At 38.8% G+C, this 20,056-nt stretch carries 16 protein-coding genes and 1 riboswitch; all 16 genes read left to right on the forward strand.

What is annotated here, in order from left to right; all coding sequences use genetic code 11:
- Positions 1-99 precede the first annotated feature (99 nt).
- The 16 genes from DEU40_RS03105 (at position 100) to DEU40_RS03180 (ending at position 20,052) form a co-directional block, all read left to right on the forward strand.
- The gene (locus DEU40_RS03105; protein WP_110008495.1) at positions 100-4,461 is read left to right on the forward strand and encodes a CusA/CzcA family heavy metal efflux RND transporter; all 4,362 of its coding nucleotides are present in this window, start codon (positions 100-102) and stop codon (positions 4,459-4,461) included.
- Between the two features lies 1 nt (position 4,462).
- Positions 4,463-5,692, forward strand: coding sequence for an efflux RND transporter periplasmic adaptor subunit (locus tag DEU40_RS03110; RefSeq protein ID WP_110008496.1), 1,230 nt, complete (start codon positions 4,463-4,465; stop codon positions 5,690-5,692).
- Between the two features lie 133 nt (positions 5,693-5,825).
- Positions 5,826-6,707 carry a bestrophin family protein gene (locus DEU40_RS03115; protein ID WP_110008497.1) on the forward strand — a complete coding sequence of 294 codons (882 nt, stop codon included), beginning with the start codon at positions 5,826-5,828 and terminating at the stop codon, positions 6,705-6,707.
- Between the two features lie 16 nt (positions 6,708-6,723).
- Positions 6,724-7,620, forward strand: a complete 897-nt coding sequence (locus DEU40_RS03120; RefSeq protein WP_110008498.1) for a cation diffusion facilitator family transporter — start codon at positions 6,724-6,726, stop codon at positions 7,618-7,620.
- Between the two features lie 16 nt (positions 7,621-7,636).
- Positions 7,637-8,056, forward strand: coding sequence for a Fur family transcriptional regulator (locus DEU40_RS03125; RefSeq protein WP_034691375.1), 420 nt, complete (start codon positions 7,637-7,639; stop codon positions 8,054-8,056).
- Positions 8,057-8,434: 378 nt separating this feature from the next.
- On the forward strand, positions 8,435-10,084 hold the full coding sequence (locus DEU40_RS03130) for a heavy metal translocating P-type ATPase (protein ID WP_410493746.1): 1,650 nt from the start codon (positions 8,435-8,437) through the stop codon (positions 10,082-10,084).
- 642 nt (positions 10,085-10,726) lie between these two features.
- On the forward strand, positions 10,727-11,089 hold the full coding sequence (locus DEU40_RS03135) for a hypothetical protein (RefSeq protein WP_110008500.1): 363 nt from the start codon (positions 10,727-10,729) through the stop codon (positions 11,087-11,089).
- 203 nt (positions 11,090-11,292) lie between these two features.
- Positions 11,293-11,568, forward strand: coding sequence for a YHS domain-containing protein (locus DEU40_RS22305; protein ID WP_181397931.1), 276 nt, complete (start codon positions 11,293-11,295; stop codon positions 11,566-11,568).
- Positions 11,555-12,232, forward strand: a complete 678-nt coding sequence (locus DEU40_RS03145; protein WP_171006286.1) for an SCO family protein — start codon at positions 11,555-11,557, stop codon at positions 12,230-12,232. The genes DEU40_RS22305 and DEU40_RS03145 overlap by 14 nt, the downstream gene beginning before the upstream one ends.
- A 189-nt stretch (positions 12,233-12,421) precedes the next feature.
- Positions 12,422-13,096, forward strand: coding sequence for a superoxide dismutase (locus DEU40_RS03150; protein WP_110008501.1), 675 nt, complete (start codon positions 12,422-12,424; stop codon positions 13,094-13,096).
- Between the two features lie 4 nt (positions 13,097-13,100).
- On the forward strand, positions 13,101-13,469 hold the full coding sequence (locus tag DEU40_RS03155; protein WP_228406434.1) for a hypothetical protein: 369 nt from the start codon (positions 13,101-13,103) through the stop codon (positions 13,467-13,469).
- 199 nt (positions 13,470-13,668) lie between these two features.
- Positions 13,669-14,499, forward strand: a complete 831-nt coding sequence (locus tag DEU40_RS03160; protein ID WP_110008503.1) for an MbnP family protein — start codon at positions 13,669-13,671, stop codon at positions 14,497-14,499.
- Positions 14,492-15,541 carry a cytochrome-c peroxidase gene (locus DEU40_RS03165; RefSeq protein ID WP_110008504.1) on the forward strand — a complete coding sequence of 350 codons (1,050 nt, stop codon included), beginning with the start codon at positions 14,492-14,494 and terminating at the stop codon, positions 15,539-15,541. Before DEU40_RS03160 ends, DEU40_RS03165 begins: the two co-directional genes overlap by 8 nt.
- A gap of 12 nt (positions 15,542-15,553) precedes the next feature.
- On the forward strand, positions 15,554-16,501 hold the full coding sequence (locus tag DEU40_RS03170; RefSeq protein WP_110008505.1) for a transporter: 948 nt from the start codon (positions 15,554-15,556) through the stop codon (positions 16,499-16,501).
- A gap of 92 nt (positions 16,502-16,593) precedes the next feature.
- Positions 16,594-16,780, forward strand: a riboswitch (cobalamin riboswitch).
- Positions 16,781-16,888: 108 nt separating this feature from the next.
- Positions 16,889-18,922, forward strand: coding sequence for a TonB-dependent receptor plug domain-containing protein (locus DEU40_RS03175; RefSeq protein ID WP_110008506.1), 2,034 nt, complete (start codon positions 16,889-16,891; stop codon positions 18,920-18,922).
- Entirely contained in the window at positions 18,919-20,052 is a 1,134-nt protein-coding gene (locus DEU40_RS03180) for a YncE family protein (protein WP_110008507.1), read from the forward strand. The genes DEU40_RS03175 and DEU40_RS03180 overlap by 4 nt, the downstream gene beginning before the upstream one ends.
- Positions 20,053-20,056 lie beyond the last annotated feature (4 nt).

Here is a 20,056-nt window from a genome sequence, read left to right on the forward strand (position 1 = left end):
TGAAACTTTGCAATACCATTGCAGAGTTTTTCAGGATATTTTTGCTGCAGTATTTTATACTGTGTGCATTCACTTTTCAATAAAAATTAAATACAAATCGTGTTAGATAAAATTATAAAATTCAGTATCAAAAACAAGGTGATCATTGGATTGATGACGTTGGTGCTGATCATCTGGGGAACATGGAGTGCCACCAGATTACCGATAGATGCTGTACCGGATATCACCAATAACCAGGTACAGATTATTACCGTATGTCCTACATTGGCAGGACAGGAAGTGGAACAGCTGGTGACCTTTCCTATTGAACAGAGTATTGCCAATGTTCCCGATATTCAGGAAACAAGAAGTATTTCAAGATTTGGGCTTTCTGTGATTACAGTAGTGTTCAAAGAAAATGTAAATGTTTACTTTGCGAGACAGCTTATCAATGAACAGCTTAAAAATGCAGTAGAAGAAATTCCCAAAGGTGTAGGAACTCCCGAGCTGGCTCCCGTAAGTACGGGTCTTGGAGAAGTCTATCAGTATATTCTTCACCCTAAAAAAGGAAGCGAAAAGAAATACAATGCCAAAGAGCTCCGTACCATGCAAGACTGGATCGTTCGCAGACAACTGAACGGAACACCGGGAGTAGCGGAAATCAACAGTTTCGGAGGAGAATTAAAACAATATGAAGTGGCTATTGATCCCAATCGCTTAAAGGCAATGGGAACAAGTATCACTGAAATTTTTACAGCGCTTGAAAAAAACAATCAGAATACAGGAGGAGCTTATATTGATAAAAAACCCAACGCCTATTTCATCCGTGGAATTGGTTTGGTTACCTCTTTGGAAGACATTAAAAACATTGCGGTTAAAAATGAAACAGGAAGCGTTCCGATTTTTATAAAAGATGTTGCTGATGTTCGTTTAGGAAGTGCCGTTCGCTACGGAGCCTTAACTTATGATGGAAAGGTAGACGCTGTAGGAGGAGTAGTGATGATGTTGAAAGGGGCCAATAGTAATGAAGTAGTCAGCAATATCAAAGCAAAAATTCCGACAATACAGAAATCCCTTCCGGATGATGTGGTAATAGAACCATTCCTCGACAGAACAGACCTTGTAGACAGAGCCATCAATACCGTACAGAAAAACCTCATCGAAGGAGCACTGATCGTTATTTTCGTTCTTGTCATTTTTCTTGGAAACCTGAGAGCCGGGCTTATCGTGGCTTCGGCCATTCCGCTTTCCTTGTTATTTGCTTTAGGAATGATGAATGTTTTCGGGGTAAGCGCCAATCTGATGAGTCTTGGAGCCATAGACTTCGGGTTGATTGTAGATGGTGCCGTGATTATTGTAGAAGCAACCCTGCATCATTTAAGCGTAAGGAAATCGACCTGTGCTTTAACACAGTCTGAAATGGATGAAGAAGTATTCCTTTCTGCCTCAAAGATCAGAAGCAGTGCGGCTTTCGGAGAAATCATCATCCTTATTGTATACATTCCGATCCTTACCCTGGCAGGTGTAGAAGGAAAAATGTTTACTCCAATGGCCAAAACAGTAGGATTTGCCATTCTGGGAGCATTGATTCTGTCACTGACCTACATTCCTATGATGAGCGCTTTGTTTTTATCTAAGAAAATATCCCACAAAGAAACCTTCTCTGATAAAATGATGAACCGTCTTCAAAAGATCTATCAGCCATTATTACAAAAAGCAATCAAAGTAAAGTATATCATTGTTTCTGCAACAGCTGTAGTGTTCCTTATCTCTGCTTTTATCTTTAAAAATATGGGTGGGGAGTTTATCCCGCAGCTGCAGGAAGGAGACTTTGCATTCCATTGTATTTTACCGCAGGGGAGCTCACTGAGTCAGAGTATAGAAACCTCCATGCAGGCATCAAGAATTATCAAACAGTTTGATGAGGTGAAAATGGTCGTTGGGAAAACCGGTTCTGCTGAGGTTCCTACAGATCCTATGCCTCCTGAAGCAACCGATATGATCGTAGTATTAAAACCGCAAAGTGAATGGAAAACCAAGAAATCCTACAACGAACTCGCGGATGAGATCAGTGAAAAACTGGAAACCATTCCAGGAGTATTTTTTGAGAAAAACCAGCCTATTCAGATGCGTTTCAATGAGTTGATGACCGGGATCAGACAGGATGTGGCGGTAAAGATTTTTGGAGAAAATCTGGATTCTTTGGCAGTGTATGCTGATAAAGTAGGAAAAATCATTCAGACGGTAGATGGAGCTACGACGCCTCAGATTGAAAGAGTAAGTGGTCTTCCACAAATCAATGTTCAGTATGACAGAACAAGAATAGCCAATTACGGATTGAATATCGAAGATGTCAACAATGCAGTAAGTACAGCCTTTGCAGGAAAAGCTGCCGGACAGGTATTTGAAAATGAAAGACGTTTTGATCTGGTTGTCCGCCTGGACAGTCTTCACAGAACAGATATTTCAGATGTGAATAATCTGATGATCACTTCTGCTACCGGAGCCCAGATTCCACTCTCGCAGGTGGCGAATATAAGCTACAAATTAGGGCCGGCACAGATCAGCCGTGAACAGGGAAAACGTAGAATCGTTATTGGCTTCAACGTGAAAGACCGTGACGTGGAAAGTGTAGTGAAAGATATTCAGGCAAAACTGGAGAAAGTGAAACTGCCTTCAGGATACTACTTTACCTACGGAGGTCAGTTTGAAAACCTGCAGGAAGCAAGCCAACGTCTGATGATCGCTGTTCCGGTATCATTACTTCTGATTTTTATGCTTCTGTATTTTACTTTCCGCTCATTCAAGCAGGCTGCATTGATCTTTACAGCTATTCCTATGAGTGCGATTGGTGGTGTATTTGCCCTTCTGGTAAGAGATATGCCTTTCAGTATCAGTGCCGGAATTGGATTTATTGCCCTTTTTGGAGTAGCAGTTCTTAACGGAATTGTTTTGATCGGAACATTCAATCAGTTAGAAAAAGAAGGCGAAACGGATATTCTGAAAAGAGTATTTGAAGGAACAAAAACCAGATTAAGGCCTGTATTGATGACGGCTACTGTAGCTTCACTAGGATTTTTACCAATGGCTATTTCCACCGGAGCCGGAGCTGAGGTACAGAAACCTTTAGCGACAGTAGTGATTGGTGGTTTGGTAACTGCAACATTCCTAACATTATTCGTTTTGCCGATGCTGTACATTATTTTTAACACAAAGATTTTGAAAAGAAAGAATAATAATACGGGAATTATTACTGCCGTTTTGGTGGTAGGATTTATGATGGTGGGACAGACTTTTAACGCACAGTCCAGACCAATTTCCGTAGAACAGGCGGTAGAGCAGGCAGTGAACAATAATTTAACCCTGCAGTCAAAAGACCTAAGTATTAAATCTGCCGAAGCACTAAGGGCAACTGCAAAAGAACTTCCGAAATTGAGCTTTGAAGCACAGCTTGGTCAGTACAACAGCCCAAAGTTTGACCAATCGTTTGCGATCTCACAGAGTATTCCTTTTCCGACACTTTTTAAAGCAAGAAAAGATTTAATTAATGAAAATATTAAAAGCAAGCAGATTGATAAGGAGATTACAGTCAATGAGTTGATAAAACAGGTGCGTACCTACTATTACCAGATTGAATACCTTCAGTATAACAAGGCCCAGCTGACCAGCCTGGATCAATATTATGAGGAATTCATCAGAATTGCAACCGTAAGATTTAAAGCAGGTGATATCAAGAAAATTGAGATCAGTACTGCAGAAACCCAGAAAGGGGAAATTGATCTTTTGCTCAGACAAAATGAAGTCTATCTGAATAATGCCTATAAGAATTTAAAAACTCTTATGAACACTTCGGAAGATATTGAAGTTCCGTTTAATAAAGACTATATTCCTTTGAAAGCAGAAAATGTACTCGATAGTGCGGTAGTTGCCAACAATCCTACGGTAAAAGCTTTTTATCAGGAAATGGAAATCGCCGAAAAAAATAAAAAAGTTGAAAAATCACTTGGGCTGCCAGATTTCAGTTTAGGATATACCAACCAGTCTTTGATAGGTCTGCATACCATTAACGGACAGGAGAATTTTTATAATTCAGGAAAACGTTTTCAGTCAGCAACAGTAGGAGTAGCAATACCGTTAACATTTGGAGCGACGAAAGCAAGAATTCAGGCGCTCGAATATGAAAAACAGGTCGCTGAAACCAATGCTAAAATGCAGCAGAAACAGCTTTCTGCTCAGTTGGAAAATGCCTTCAGCCAGTATCAGCAGGATTTACAGCAGTATGATTACTATACAAGCCAGGCATTGCCTAACGCAGAGAAAATTGTAAAAGCAGCTCAGCTAGGATATAAAACAGGAGAAATTTCCTATGTGGAATATCTTTTTGCCCTACAGACTGCCACAAATATCCAGTTGAAATATCTGGAATCCATCCAGCAGGTGAACCAATCTGTCGTTACTATTAATTCAATCATCAATAAATAACATGAAACTAAAACACAATATCATATATCTTACAGTCACGGCTCTTTCCATCATAAGCTGCGGAAAACAGGAAAAGGCAACGGAAAAGACAGATGTTAAAACCGAACAATCGGAAAAAGGACATGACGAGGAACCTCAAACCATAGCTTCTCTTACGGAGGATCAGATGAAATCTGTAGGCGTTGCTTTGGGAACTGTAGAAATGAAAGAGTTGACATCAACGATAAAAGCTAACGGTTTACTGAGCGTTCCCAATAGTAATAAAGCAACCATCACTTCCCTGTATGGAGGAATCATCAAAACCATCAATATTCAGGTAGGAAGTATTGTGAAAAAGGGGCAGGTCATTGCCACCATTGCCAATCCGGAATATATCCAGCTTCAGGAAGATTATCTGACTACCAATAGCCGAATTACCTATGCAGAACAGGAATACAGAAGACAGAGAGAGCTTTTTGATAATGATGCAGGCGCAAAGAAAAATCTTCAGAGTGCTGATGCTGAGCTTAAAACCTTAAGAACAAAAAGAGCGTCTCTTTTGAAACAGCTTCAGATGATGGGAATAAGCCCGGGAAAAGTAAGCAATGGAAACATGAAATCCGGTTTGGTGATCACAGCGCCCATCAGCGGAACAATCAGCAGTATTACAGCACAGATCGGAAGTTATGTAGATATTTCTTCTCCCGTTGCTACAGTGATCGATAACGGTTCTATTCATCTCGATCTTCAGGTATTTGAAAAAGATCTTCCTAAAATGAGGGTAGGGCAGATTGTTCATTTTAAACTGACGAACAATCCGGAAACCGAATATGATGCAAGAATTTACAGCATAGGATCTTCTTTTGAAAACGAAAGTAAAACCATCTCTATGCATTGCGAAGTAATTGGAAACAAATCCGGACTGATTGACGGAATGAATATCACCGGAATTGTAAGTCTTGATAAAAGTACAACTCCTGCAGTGCCTACAGAAGCCATTGTAGAAGCAGATGGAAAATACTATGTGTTTATTCAGACCGATAAAAAAGCGGAAGAAGAACATGAAGAAAAAGGAAAACCACATCCGAAAACCTTAAACTTTGAGAAAATAGAAGTGGTAAAAGGAACTTCCGATATGGGATATACTGCGATAACTCCGGTAGGAAATATTCCTGACAATGCAAAAATAGTAGTGAAAGGAGCCTTTTTCGTGAATGCAAAACTGGTGAATTCCGGAGAACACGAACATTAATGAAAGCAGCCGGAACCAGTAAAATGTCGATTTTAATCCTTAAATTAGAGCTGTTTACGGAATTTTTATTGAATAGAAACGGCAGAAAAAAAGTAAAGAGTATCTCACCGAATTTTTAATAAATGACCTGATTATGTTACTAAACAAAAAAATATCAGTCTGGTATTTCATCCGTGAAATAAAAACCCAAATTCTGTTCATCGGAATATTTGCCATAGCTATTGGTCTTCTGGACGAATTGCCGTGGTTTCGCAAAATATCACTGCCCTTAAATATCCCTGCATTGCTGGGAACAGCCGTATCTCTGCTGCTGGCATTCCGTACCTCCCAATCTTATGAAAGATGGTGGGAGGGCAGAACAGTATGGGGTGCTATCGTAAATGATTCCCGGACTTTTGTGAGACTGATCATTCAGTTTATGCCTGCAGGAGATGATAAAGCAATAAAAGGTTTTGCCGAAAGACAGATCATCTGGACCTATGCCCTTGGAGAATCTCTGAGAAAGCTTCCGTTTTCTGAAAAAGTTCAGCAGTATCTGGATAAACATCAGATCAACGCTGTCAATATTCCCAATGCTATTCTGGATGAACATTCAAGACAGCTGAAAGAAATGGCAGCATCCAAAGGATTGACGGATTTCCAGCAAATGCAGCTGAATGATATCAACACAAGACTCTGCGACAGTATGGGAAAATGCGAAAGAGTGAAGAATACCGTTTTCCCACGGTCTTACAGTGTTTTGGTTCATATTCTGATCTATGTTTTTGCAGCCATTCTTCCGTTTGGGCTTGATGATTCACAGCTGTTGGTAGAAATTGCAATCACTTTCCTGGTTCCGGTGACATTCATTGCTATTGAAAAAACATCCATCATTATGCAGGATCCGTTTGAAAATGGTCCTGTTGATACTCCAATGACCTCTCTGGCACAGACTATAGAAATCAATATCAGACAGATGATTGGTGAGCAGAATGTTCCCCCAAAAAAAGAAAATACATCTTATTATGAAATGTAATTAAACCATACACAATATGGAAAGTACACCAACACAAACCGTTTCTGCAGGAAGCAGACATAAAAAGAACCTCCTGATTGTTCTCTGCCTTAGCGGAACCTATCTTATCGCTGAGGTAATAGGAGGAATCATTACCAATAGTCTTGCACTATTAGCGGATGCAGCCCATATGCTGACCGACGTGGTAGGATTATTGCTGGCATTTATTGCCATTAAAATAGGAGAAAGAAAAGCAGATCCATCCAGAACATACGGTTATTATAGAACAGAAATACTGGCAGCAGTAGTGAATGCTGTGGTTTTACTAGGAATTTCAATCTATGTTTTGTTTGAAGCCTATCAGCGTTTTCAGAACCCGCCGGAAGTTCAAAGTAAATCCATGCTGATTGTAGCCGGAATCGGATTGATCGTTAATATTATCGGAATGATGATTTTAAGAAAAGATTCAGAAGGCAGTCTCAATATGAAAGGTGCGTACTTTGAAGTTCTTTCAGATATGCTTACTTCAGTAGGAGTAATGATAGCCGGAGTAATTATGCTGACCACAGGCTGGTACTATGCCGACCCGTTGATATCAGCAGCAATCGGATTATTAATCTTTCCAAGAACATGGAGACTTTTGAAAGAAGCCATTAATGTTCTGCTGGAAGGAACCCCAAAAGATGTGGATATCCGGGAACTTCGCCAATCATTAGAACAAATTCCGGGTGTGGAAAATGTTCATGATCTGCATGTCTGGTCGCTAACATCCAGTGTCAATGCGATGAGCGCGCATGTTGTAAAAGAGAATGGATATTCCCAGAATCAATTATTAAAAACATTGACAGATACAACGATGGCTAATTTTAAAATCAGTCATACCACTTTTCAGATCGAAGAAGAAGACTATGAAGAAACTGAAGCCCATCTGTAACCATTAAATGCGTACAATGAAAAAAGATATAGAACACAAACTTATTGATAAAAATACCAAACCCACCAGTATGAGGATTTTGGTATATGATTTCTTAAGTTCTCAGGAAGCGGCTCTATCCCTTTCTGAAATAGAAAATCATTTTGAAAATGCTGACAGAATCACCATCTACAGAACCTTGAAAACCTTTGAAGAAAAAGGAATTGTTCACAGCATTCAGGAAAATACAACCACAAAATACAAACTGTGCGAAGATGATTGTGATGAAAAAACACATAAAGACTGGCATCTGCATTTCTATTGTAAAATATGCAAGCAGACTACCTGCAAAGAAGATATTTCTTTCCCTGAAAATATTCAGACCAATTTCAGGATTGACGAAATAAGACTCTTTGCCAAAGGAATCTGCGAAAACTGTCTTGAAAGTTTGCAATAGCATTGCATCAGTCTCATGTTTACATTTGTATAAAAATATTCAGTTATGGAAAAATGCTGTAGTACAACCCCGGAAAAACCAGATACAAAAGGACACCAACATCATCACGCAGAAGGAGACGGACATGACCATGACGGGCATGATCACTCTCACGACTCAGGAGATCAGACGGTTTTCCAGATGTTTCTTCCTGCCATTATATCCTTTATCATCTTATTATTGGGAATTGCCTTTGATAACTATATAAAACCTGCATGGTTTACAGGCTGGGTACGGTTGGTATGGTTCCTGGCTGCATATATTCCTGTAGGATTTCCGGTATTGAAAGATGCGTATAAAAGCATCATCAAAGGAGATGTGTTCTCAGAATTCTTTCTGATGGGCATTGCAACCATTGGTGCTTTTGCCATAGGAGAATATCCTGAAGGAGTAGCGGTAATGCTGTTTTATGCCGTAGGAGAAGTATTCCAGTCTATGGCGGTTACCAGAGCCAAAGGAAATATAAAAGCATTATTGGATCAGCGTCCTGATGAGGTAACGGTTATGGAAAATAATCAGCCCAAGACTATGAAGGCCAAAGAAGCTAAAATTGGAGACATCATACAGCTGAAACCCGGTGAAAAACTGGCGCTGGATGGGGAATTGCTTTCAGATTCCGCTTCATTCAATACCGCAGCTTTAACGGGAGAAAGTAAACCCGATACCAAAAATAAAGGAGAAATAGTCCTTGCCGGAATGATCAATATGAACAGTATTGCTCTGGTAAAAGTAAATACCGCATATGAAGACAGTAAACTGAGCAAAATTCTGGAACTTGTTCAGAATGCTACGGCCCAAAAAGCCCCTACAGAATTGTTCATCAGAAAATTTGCGAAAGTATACACGCCCATCGTGGTATTTCTTGCCATTGGAATCTGTTTACTGCCTTATTTCTTTGTGAGCGATTACCAGTTCAGAGACTGGCTGTACAGAGCATTGATATTCCTTGTGATTTCCTGCCCTTGTGCCCTTGTTATCTCAATTCCGTTAGGGTATTTCGGAGGAATTGGGGCAGCAAGTAGAAACGGAATTCTGTTCAAAGGAAGTAATTTCTTAGACAGTATTGCAGAGATTCAGAATGTGGTGATGGATAAAACCGGGACCATGACAGAAGGCGTATTCAAAGTTCAGGAAGTAAGCATAAGCCCTGAATTTAACAAAGAAGAAATCCTTCAGCTGGTCAATGTTCTCGAAAGTAAAAGTACTCATCCGGTGGCAACAGCAATCCACAATTATGTAGGAGAAATAAATCATAATAATCCCTTAGAAAATGTAGAAGAAATTGCAGGTCACGGATTGAAAGCTACGGTTAACGGAAAAGAACTTCTGGTTGGGAACTTTAAGCTGATGGATAAGTTCAACATCCGTTATGATCTTAACCACTCCAATATTGTCTACACGGTGATTGCGGTGGCCTATGATAAAAAGTTTGCAGGCTATATCACGATTGCAGACAGCATCAAAGAAGATGCTAAAGAAACCGTAGACAACCTGCATAAAATGAATGTAAAGGCTACGATGCTGAGTGGTGATAAAAGTACCGTTGTGAAATATGTAGCAGATCAATTGGGTATCGACAATGCATTCGGAGATCTGTTGCCTGAAGACAAAGTAAACAAGGTGAAAGAAATCAAAGCTAAAAACCAGACTGTAGCTTTCGTAGGAGACGGAGTGAATGATGCGCCTGTAGTGGCTTTAAGCGATGTAGGAATTGCGATGGGAGGCTTGGGAAGTGATGCCACCATTGAAACTGCAGATGTAGTGATTCAGGATGATAAACCAAGTAAAATCCCGATGGCCATCAATATCGGAAAACAAACTAAAAAGATCGTTTGGCAGAATATTGTCCTTGCCTTTGCTGTAAAAGCTGTTGTTCTCATCCTGGGAGCCGGTGGATTGGCAACCATGTGGGAAGCTGTGTTTGCCGATGTAGGAGTAGCATTGCTGGCTATTTTAAATGCGGTGAGAATCCAAAGAATGAAATTTTAACAAGCAAATAATAAACACAACTCAATTATATTGAATAAAGCTCTGCTGAATTTTTCAGCAGGGCTTTTGTTTTTAAACTTTATCCGACATAAAATCTTTGCGCCTTAAAATAGTAAGCATTTAAAAAAACTTGCGTCTTTGCGCTTCCAACATTGCATCACGCCAAAACTTAATTTAGAAGAGGGAATAGGTTTTTGTTGGAGAAACGCAAAGGTGCAAAGAAGATAAAAATTGTAGTGTTTTTTTAGGACGCAAGAAAATCAAAGATTTTCAGCAAAGTTACTTCTGAATGATCAGCTTTATTCAATCTTATTATTAGCCGTATTAAATTTTATCGGAGATAAAATCCTGGCGCCTTAAAAACAGTAAACATTGAAAAAACTTGCGTCTTTGCGTTTCCAACAAAAACAAGACATTAAAAAAATAAAAAACTCTGCCAAATACATCGGCAGAGTTTTTATTAACAAGATTAAATTGTATATAAAGAACTAAATTGTATTCAAATTTCGGGATAATATGATGTTAGCAACAGCCACAGTTTTGTAAATTTTAACGGTAACAGCTCAACTTTCCAATGACATTCATCATAAATGGAATATAAAACAGTTTTGAAGTAGTATATTTGTAACAGAGAAAAAATCGTTGAGGTTATTTATTTCCATATTCGTCATTTTTACCATTGCATTACGCCCTGTTTTGCCATTGGCAAACTATGCAGTGAACTATGATTATATTGTAAAAAACCTTTGTGAGAAAAGGAATGTACCACAATCCACCTGTAAGGGAAAATGCTATGTGGAAAAAGAACTGGCAAAAACAGAAAAGCAGTCCAATAGTTCCCAAACTATAAAGATTGCGGGATTAGATGTTTTTATTTCTCATGATATTCTTTCATTTTCGTCACAGCTGAACTCAGAATTATTTACTAAAGCTCCGGACTCAAGCTACTTTAATTCTCATTCTTCAGAATACTTTTCAAGGATATTCCATCCTCCGTTAGTTTAGTTTTATTTTAAACTATATTTTTAGTTTAATAAATGGAGGTTTTTAAAATCTTCATTAATAGGCCGTTAAAGAAACATTCTGCAGTTAAAATTAACTGTTGTAAGTATAAAGGATGCATCAGTTATTCTTAAGAAATGTTGTGCTTTTCCGACTTAGATTGTACCATAACTTATTTAATAGTATTAATTCAATTTAACATTACAATGAAATCTCTCATTATTTCGGCTGCTATGCTGTCGATATCATTGCTGTCGTGTGCGAAAGAAACGCCTAAGGTAAAGCATGCAAGCCACATGGATACCTCCGGAAAGAAAATAGAAAATATACAGGTAGTGAATGAAGAAGACCCTATCTGCCACATGAAAACTGCCGGATCTACTCAAGATACTGCGGTATATAAAAATAAAACGTACGGTTTTTGCAGTGTGTACTGCAAAGATGAATTCAAAAAAAATCCTGAGAAATATGCCCAAAAATAAAAAGACCGCAAATAAAAGTAAAGTGATCATACCCATTGCGGTATTTGCATTGCTTTTTCTGGGAATCGGGGTAGGAATGGGATATTTTAAAAAGAATCTTTATACTGTCATGAAAGTTCCGGATTTTGAACTTACAGATCAGAACAGTAAAAAAGTTACCAATAAAGATATGCTGGGAAAGGTATATCTCGTAGAATTTTTCTTCAGCAAATGTCCTACGATATGCCCGGTGATGAATACCAATATGAAGGCAATCCAAAACCAGATTAATGATCCCAACTTCGGCATTATCTCCATCAGTATTGATCCGGAAAATGACACGCCTGAAGCTTTGAAAGAACATGCCCAAAGAATTGGTGCAAAATCTCCCAACTGGCATTTCCTGACCGGAGATCGTGCCTATATTGGAAATCTCGCTGATCAGTTTAATATTTATGTGGGTGACAAAGAAGATGAAGGAGAAAGCCTGAACCACAGCGGAATGATTGCGCTGGTAGATCAGGAAGGAAATATCCGATGCAGATATAACAAGGAAAATATGCCTATTCTGTATTACTCAGGATTGAATTACGCAGATCCGGAAGGTAAAACACCAATGCTGACAGGAAAGTATCACCCGGACAGAGAAATTCTTATTGAGGATATTAAGAAATTATTGAAATAGGGAAGATGGGGGCCGGATGTCTGAAGCTGGAAGTTATTCCAGACGATGAAGCTCTAGCAGTTTTTTGAGATGGCTGTAAAAGGAGATAGAAGTTGAAAAAGTTAGGCTATAACATTAATTACTTCCAGCTTCCATCACCCATCCTCCCGCTTAACAAGAAAACATTGTTCAACCATAAACAAAAAAGTTATGAAGATTATGAAAATAGCTGCTTTAAGTGCAGTTTTCGCAGCTCAGTTTGCACTGGCCCAGTTTAAGCAGACGCCTCTGCCGTATGCTTATAATGCTTTGGAAGGAAATATTGATGCCCAAACGATGGAAATTCATTATTCAAAACACGGTGCAGCATATGCTGCTAACTTGAATAAAGCGATTGCCGGAACTCTACAGGAAAAAGAAACTTTGTTTCAGATTCTTTCCAATGTTTCAAAATTACCTGCTGCAGTAAGAAATAATGCAGGAGGACACTACAACCACGAATTGTTCTGGACGGTCCTTACACCTCAGAAAAATACACAGCCTTCAGCAAAATTAGCAAAAGCTATCACTGAAACTTTCGGAAGTATGGATGCTTTTAAGGAAAAAATGTCTAAGGCAGGTGCAGACCGTTTTGGTTCAGGATGGGCCTGGCTTTCTGTAGGGAAAGATGGAAAACTGTTTGTTTCCTCTACTCCTAATCAGGACAATCCTTTGATGGATGTTGTAGAAGAAAAGGGAACTCCAATATTCGGCATTGATGTTTGGGAGCACGCTTATTATTTAAAATATCAGAATAAAAGAGCAGATTATCTTACCGCCATCTGGAATGTTACCAACTGGAAAGAAATCAGCAGAAGATATGACGAAGCGATAAGCAAGAAATAATCTGATGAAAATATTGTACAGCATACTTTTTACCTTCTATATGGTGCTAAGACCTTTAGTACCTATGGTAGAGTATGCTGTAAATTATGATTATATTGTTAAAGTTCTCTGTATCAATAAAACCAGGCCGGAGGTTCACTGTAACGGAAAATGTTACCTGAGTAAAGAGCTCGCCAAAGCCAATGATTCAGAATCTTCACCTTTTCAGAAACTCAAAAACTCTGGGCAGAAAGTTCTGGATACCTATATTCTGCCGGAGACTACAGAGATCAACACTACTGGAAAAATTTCGTTTTTCAATTTCAATTTTACCTACGAAACAGCCTATTCTTTCCTGTTTCTTACCCATATTTTCAAACCACCTGTTTTTTAAGTTAAACGATCACTATTCAACCAAAAAAGTCACAAAAGCTTACTCAATTAAAAATCAAAGATTTTAAAAAGCTTAAGTGCTCCTCTGAACATAATATGTATCACTTAATAAACTTAAGTGTAAGAGCTTTTGTGCCTTTTGTGGTAAAAAAACAATGCTGTTACAGCCATTCAAATTAATTTAACTTAAAAAATCAACAATGAAAATTTCTCAATTTTTATCACTATTCTTTATTGCCTTTACTGTATTCTCTTTTACAGCCTGCGAAAGCAGCAGGGATGATGATAACCCACAGGATACTACGCCTGGAAAACTTCAGATCAAATTTGAAAACGGATTTAACAATGTGGGAGATATCGTTCTAAATCAGACGTTTCAGACTTCTGCTAACGGACAGAAACATAACTTTTCTGCTTTGAAATACGTCATCAGTAATATCACATTGATAGATGAAAACGGAAACGAATTTAAATACAACGAAAATAATCCTGACAAAGGAGCTTTTATCGTAGATCAGGCAGATGCTGTAGCCGGAATTGTTTATCTTAATCTGGATGGCGTTCCGAAAAACAATTACAAAAAAATAAGATTCGGATTGGGTGTCAGCCAGAAAGCCTATTTGCTGGGACAGGACGGACAAGCTGAATTCTGGACAAAAGCCAAGCAGAAGGGAATGTCCTGGTCATGGGCTGCTGGTTATGTATTTGTAAAACTGGAAGGAAAATATGGAAATGATACACCTTCAAAAGAATTTATGAATCACACCGGAAATATGGGAAATACTGCAGCCAACAATACACCTGATCTTTATCGTGAAATTACATTGAATCTTCCAACAACGGCCAGAGTAACAGGACAAATCCGTCCTTCTGTTCACATTCTTGCAGACCTGAACCAATTTCTGAGCGGAGATAAGGCACTGACTCTTACCACATCCAATGATATGCTGATGGGGTCCAACCAGCACTTGGTAGACGTTACCAACAATCTTACAAAAATGTTTAAAGTAGACCATGTTCACAATGATTAATTTTTTTATTAAAACGATACTCGTTCTTCTTGTATTGGTCTTAAGCTTCATTTCATGTTCTGATGAGGTGATTCAGCCACTGGAAAAGGATGAAGCCTATAATCTCCAGTTTCCTTCTTATTTTCCGAAAATGACTTTTGATACATCCATCAATCCGGTGACCAAAAACGGAGTGGAGCTGGGACGGAAATTATTCTATGAGGGCAGACTTTCAAGAAATAATACCATTTCATGTGGTTTCTGTCATATCCAGGAAAATGCTTTTACCCATCATGGTCATACGGTGAGCCATGGGGTAGACGACAGAATCGGAATCAGGAATGCACCGCCCATCCAGAATATGGCTTTTTTGAAAAGATATATGTGGGACGGAGTGATTCACAATCTGAATGAGCAGCCCATCAGCCCGATTACTGACGTAAATGAAATGGACAGTTCCATACCGGAAGCTATTTCGAAAATAAAAGATGATCAGAAATATAAAAAACTGTTCAGAGAAGCTTATGGAGACGAAACCATTACAGGAGAGAGAATTCTGAAAGCATTGTCGCAGTTTATGGCTTCTTTAATTTCTGCAGATTCAAAATATGACAGATTCAGACTGGGAAAAGAACAGTTGACTTCAACAGAAGCTCAAGGGATGGCCTTATTCGGGCAGAAATGTGCTTCCTGTCATAGCGGAGAACTGTTTACCGATGAGAGTTTCAGAAATACAGGACTCTATTACAATACGGAGTTCAAAGATGCGGGACGATACAGAGTTACTCTTAACCAGGTCGACTGGATGAAATTCCGTGTTCCCAGTTTAAGAAATGTGGAATATACCGCACCTTATATGCATGACGGAAGATTTTACACCTTAGAAGCGGTACTTAATTTCTATTCGGATCAGGTGGAAGATAATGCCAATCTTGATCCTCAGCTTAAACAGAATGGTCACATAGGAATTGCTATGAACAGCCAGGAAAAACAATCGATCATTGCGTTCCTGAAAACATTATCGGATAAAAGTTTTATATCCAATCCAAAATTTGCAGAATAATTTATAAAAAACATGAAGAAGATTATATTGATAGTAAGTTTGATCGTGTTTAGTCAGTATCAGGCAAAAACCATCAGAGACAGTGCTTATATTGCTCCCGAAACGCTTAACAGATTCGATTTTGATGATGACTGTGATGCTTGCGGCTGTGCAGCAGGAAACGGATCTTCCGGCTTTGAATCTTTACTGAATCCGCAGTTTATCGGAATCAAATACTTTGCTCAGCATTATAAAGCGAAAGAGAACTTATTTGTAAAAGATCTTACCCAGGATCAGTATTTCAATACGCTGCAACTTTGGGGGAAAATTCCTCTGACTAAAAAACTGAGTGTTTATGCGAGTCTGCCATTCCATTTTCATGAAAAGAAAACCATGCAGGGAGATATCAGAATCAATGGAATAGGAGATTTAAATCTGATGGGAATTTACCAGCTGATGAGCTCTAAAGATAATTTCCATCATCTGAGCGGAGGGTTGGGCGTGAAAATTCCACTTGGCAAGTTTGATGAAAAAGGAGCATCCGGTGTCAACCCAAGCTTTCAGCTGGGAACTGGCAGCTGGGATTATCAGGCCGCTTTGAATTATAAGTTTCAGAAAAATAAAGTAGCCGTACTGGTGAATACAGATTATACCATTAAAACAGAGAACAGGAAAAATTACCATTTTGGAAACCAATGGAACTATGCAGCAACAGGTTTTTATCAGGTTGCAGGAAATGAAAAATCTATATTCTCTGTAAAAACTGGAGTTCAGGGAGAAGTTTATGCTCAGAATAAACAGTTTGATGAAGCATTGCCGAACACTGCAGGAAGTGCTTTGTATGGAAAATTAGGTTTTGAAGCCTCTTATAAAAAGCTGAGCCTGGGAAGTGAAGTCATGCTTCCCATGTACACGCGCCTGGCGGGAGGAGATATTGAAGCCAAATCAAGATTCAGTATTTTTCTGAATATTGGAATTTAAAAAGAAACGCTTGTTGAAATCATGTTAAAGCTCCTTCGGGAGCTTTAATTGTTTATAAATCATGATTTTAGTTGGGGATTAGGAATAATTATTTATCTTTGCCGGAATTTGGTGAGCCGTAAAAAGCTCTTAAAAGGGAATCCGGTGAAAATCCGGAACAGACCCGCTGCTGTAAGCTCCGCACCAAAGTTTTTGAAGAATATATCCACTGTTTTTTTAATGGGAAGGATTTCAAAAATGGAGTAAGTCAGAAGACCTGCCAGACAATAATCGTTTGACGCTTTCGTGGAATAAAGCTTAGGACATCAATGATTCTGTGCAGTGACAGCTGTGCTTTGTCGTTGTATTCTTATACCCATTAGCGTCTTCATTACCCTAAATGAGCTAATGGCGGCAAAACTAACTACTTCTGCAATTCATAAAGCTGTTTTCACAATATTAGTGTTAACATCTCAACTTTTGTCTTCTCAAACCAAGAAGAAGGACACCCTTCAGGAAGAGACGATTAAAGGAATCAACCTTTACAAAAAGAATTTTAAAGAAATTATTCCTGCACAAACCCTGCAGGGAGAACAGCTGGAAAGACTAAACAGTCATTCTGTAGCAGATGCGCTGCGGTATTTTTCGGGAGTCCAGATTAAAGACTACGGCGGATTGGGTGGTTTGAAAACCATTAATATCCGAAGTATGGGAAGCCAGCATGTAGGGGTTTTTTATGATGGAATTCAACTGGGGAATGCCCAAAACGGACTGGTAGATCTGGGAAGGTACTCTTTGGATGATCTGGAAGAAATATCGTTGTATAACGGACAGAAAAGTGAAATTTTTCAGCCAGCAAAGGACTTTGGCTCTTCGGGGTCTATCTATTTACAGCCTAAAACACCCATATTTAAAGGACCAAGAAAAACCAATTTGGTGATAAGAGCAAAAAGTGCATCTATTGATCTCTTTAATCCTTCATTCCGGTTGGAACAGAAAATTTCAGACAAGGTTTCTGCCAGCTTCAGCGGAGAATTTATGCAGAGTGACGGAATTTACAGGTTCCGGTACGCGAAGAAATATCCTGATGGGCAGCAGGCGTACGATACCATCGCTAAAAGACAGGACTCAGATATTAAAGCAAAACGGTTTGAAACTTCTCTCAACGGAACTTTAAATAACGGAAGCTGGAATATCAGAGGGTATGGTTATATTTCAAACCGCGGAATGCCGACTCCCATTGTGAATGGTCGCTTTGGCGGAAGAGGAGCGAGACTTTCCGATGAGAACTATTTTGTACAGGCTAATCTGAGAAAAAAACTGTTCCCGAAATTTGAAACACAGCTTAAGGCAAAATTTGCCTACGATTATACCCATTTCATGGACACAGTTCGTTCGCAGTCTATTATTTATACCGATAACACCTATATCCAAAGGGAACTTTATCTTTCCTCTTCCAATATTTACTCAATCACTCCCAATTGGGATGTCAGCCTGAGTGGAGATTTTCAGTACAATAATCTGGACGCGAATCTGGATAACTTTTCTTATCCTACCCGTTACACTACCTTGGTAGCATTGGCAACGACCTATCAGTGGAACAGGTTCAAAATTTTGGGAAGCCTTTTAGGAACTTTTACTTTTGAAGAAGTAAGAAAAAACAAAAGACCGGGAGATGCCAGAGAGTGGACGCCTGCTGTTTTTATGAGCTATCAGCCTGAAAAAATTCCGGAGCTTACTCTAAGGGCTTTCTATAAAAGAATTTTCAGACTTCCAACCTTTAATGATCTGTATTATACGAATATCGGAAATACTTACCTGAAACCTGAATTCACCAATCAATATGATGTAGGATTTACCTATCAGAAGAATTATACCAACCGTCTCTTTAAGACCTTTTACGCTAAAGTAGATGGTTACTACAACAAAGTACAGGATAAAATTGTGGCAGCTCCGAACGGAAGCATGTTCCGCTGGCTGATGATGAACCTTGGATTGGTTGAAATCATTGGTGCAGATGTGAATGTGCAGACTGAAATGCAGCTTGGAAAAGTAACCCTCCGACCTTTGCTTTCTTATACATACCAAAGTGCAAAAGATATCAGTGATCCCGAAGATACTTTCTACCGCAATCAGATTCCTTATACCCCATGGCATAGTGGATCTTTCAGTCTGATGGCGGATTATAAAGACTGGAGTTTTAATTACAGTGCGATGTATGTAGGAGAAAGATACGATGTGAATCAGGACAATATCCAGTACAATTATGTGCAGCCCTGGTATACTCATGATCTCTCTGTTCAGAAAAAATTCAACTGGGCGAATCATCAGTTTAAAATAAGCCTTGAGATGAATAATATTTTCAATCAATACTATGATGTTGTCCTCAATTATCCGATGCCTGGAAGAAACTTTAAACTTATTCTAAACTTCACCCTATGAGAAAATTAAACTTTTATTTTTTATTTCTTGTATTAGCTTTTATTACTTCATGCCGTACAGATGAAATTATTGTCCGCCAGGAAGTGGTAGAAGGGCTTCCTTCAGAAAATACAGCAATAAAAGGCTTCTACATGCTCAATGAAGGGAATATGGGGAGTAATAAATGTACCCTTGATTTTTTTGATTACACCAAGGGAACTTATTTTAGAAATATTTATGCAGAAATCAATCCCAATGTGGTAAAAGAGTTGGGAGATGTAGGAAATGATATCAAAGTGTACGGAAGCAAACTTTATATCGTAGTCAATGTTTCCAATAAAATTGAAGTTCTTGATGCCAAAACGGCCAAACGTATTACTTCTATTCCATTACAAAACTGCCGGTACCTTGCTTTCAAAAACGGAAAAGCTTATGCCAGCAGCTACGCCGGACCTGTAGCGATTAATCCGAAAGCACCAAAAGGGAAAGTAGTAGAAATTGATACGACTTCTTTTTCCATCCAGCGTGAGGTAGTGGTAGGATATCAGCCCGAAGAAATGGAAATTGTGGGAAATACCTTATTTGTTGTTAATTCCGGAGGATATAAGGCTCCCGATTACGACAATACAGTTTCCGTCATCGATCTGAACACTTTTACAGAACTCAAAAAAATAAATGTTGCCATCAATCTTCATCACATTAAAAAAGATAATTACGGTGATCTCTATGTAACCTCAAGAGGAGATTATTATAATGTTCCTTCCAGTCTTTATCTCATAGATGCAGCTACAGGAACGGTCAAGAAAGATTTCCATCTCTCCGTGAGTGAAATGACAATCGTGAATGATAAACTCTATTTCTATGGAAATGAATTCAACTACAATACCCACAGCTATAAAAAGACATTTGGAATCATTGATGTAAAAACAGAACAGATCATCGCCAACAGAATTTTTGACAAAGAATATGAAGATGCCATTAAAACCCCTTACGGCATTGCCGTAAATCCCATCACAGAAGATATCTACATGACAGATGCCAGAAATTATGTATCCATGGGATTTGTGTATTGCTTCGATAAAAACGGACACTTTAAATGGAAAACGGAAGGCGGAAATATCCCTGCCCACTTCGCTTTTTTATACAAATAACCAA

The organism is Chryseobacterium sp. AG844 (assembly GCF_003182335.1).
Lineage (GTDB): Bacteria > Bacteroidota > Bacteroidia > Flavobacteriales > Weeksellaceae > Chryseobacterium > Chryseobacterium cupriresistens.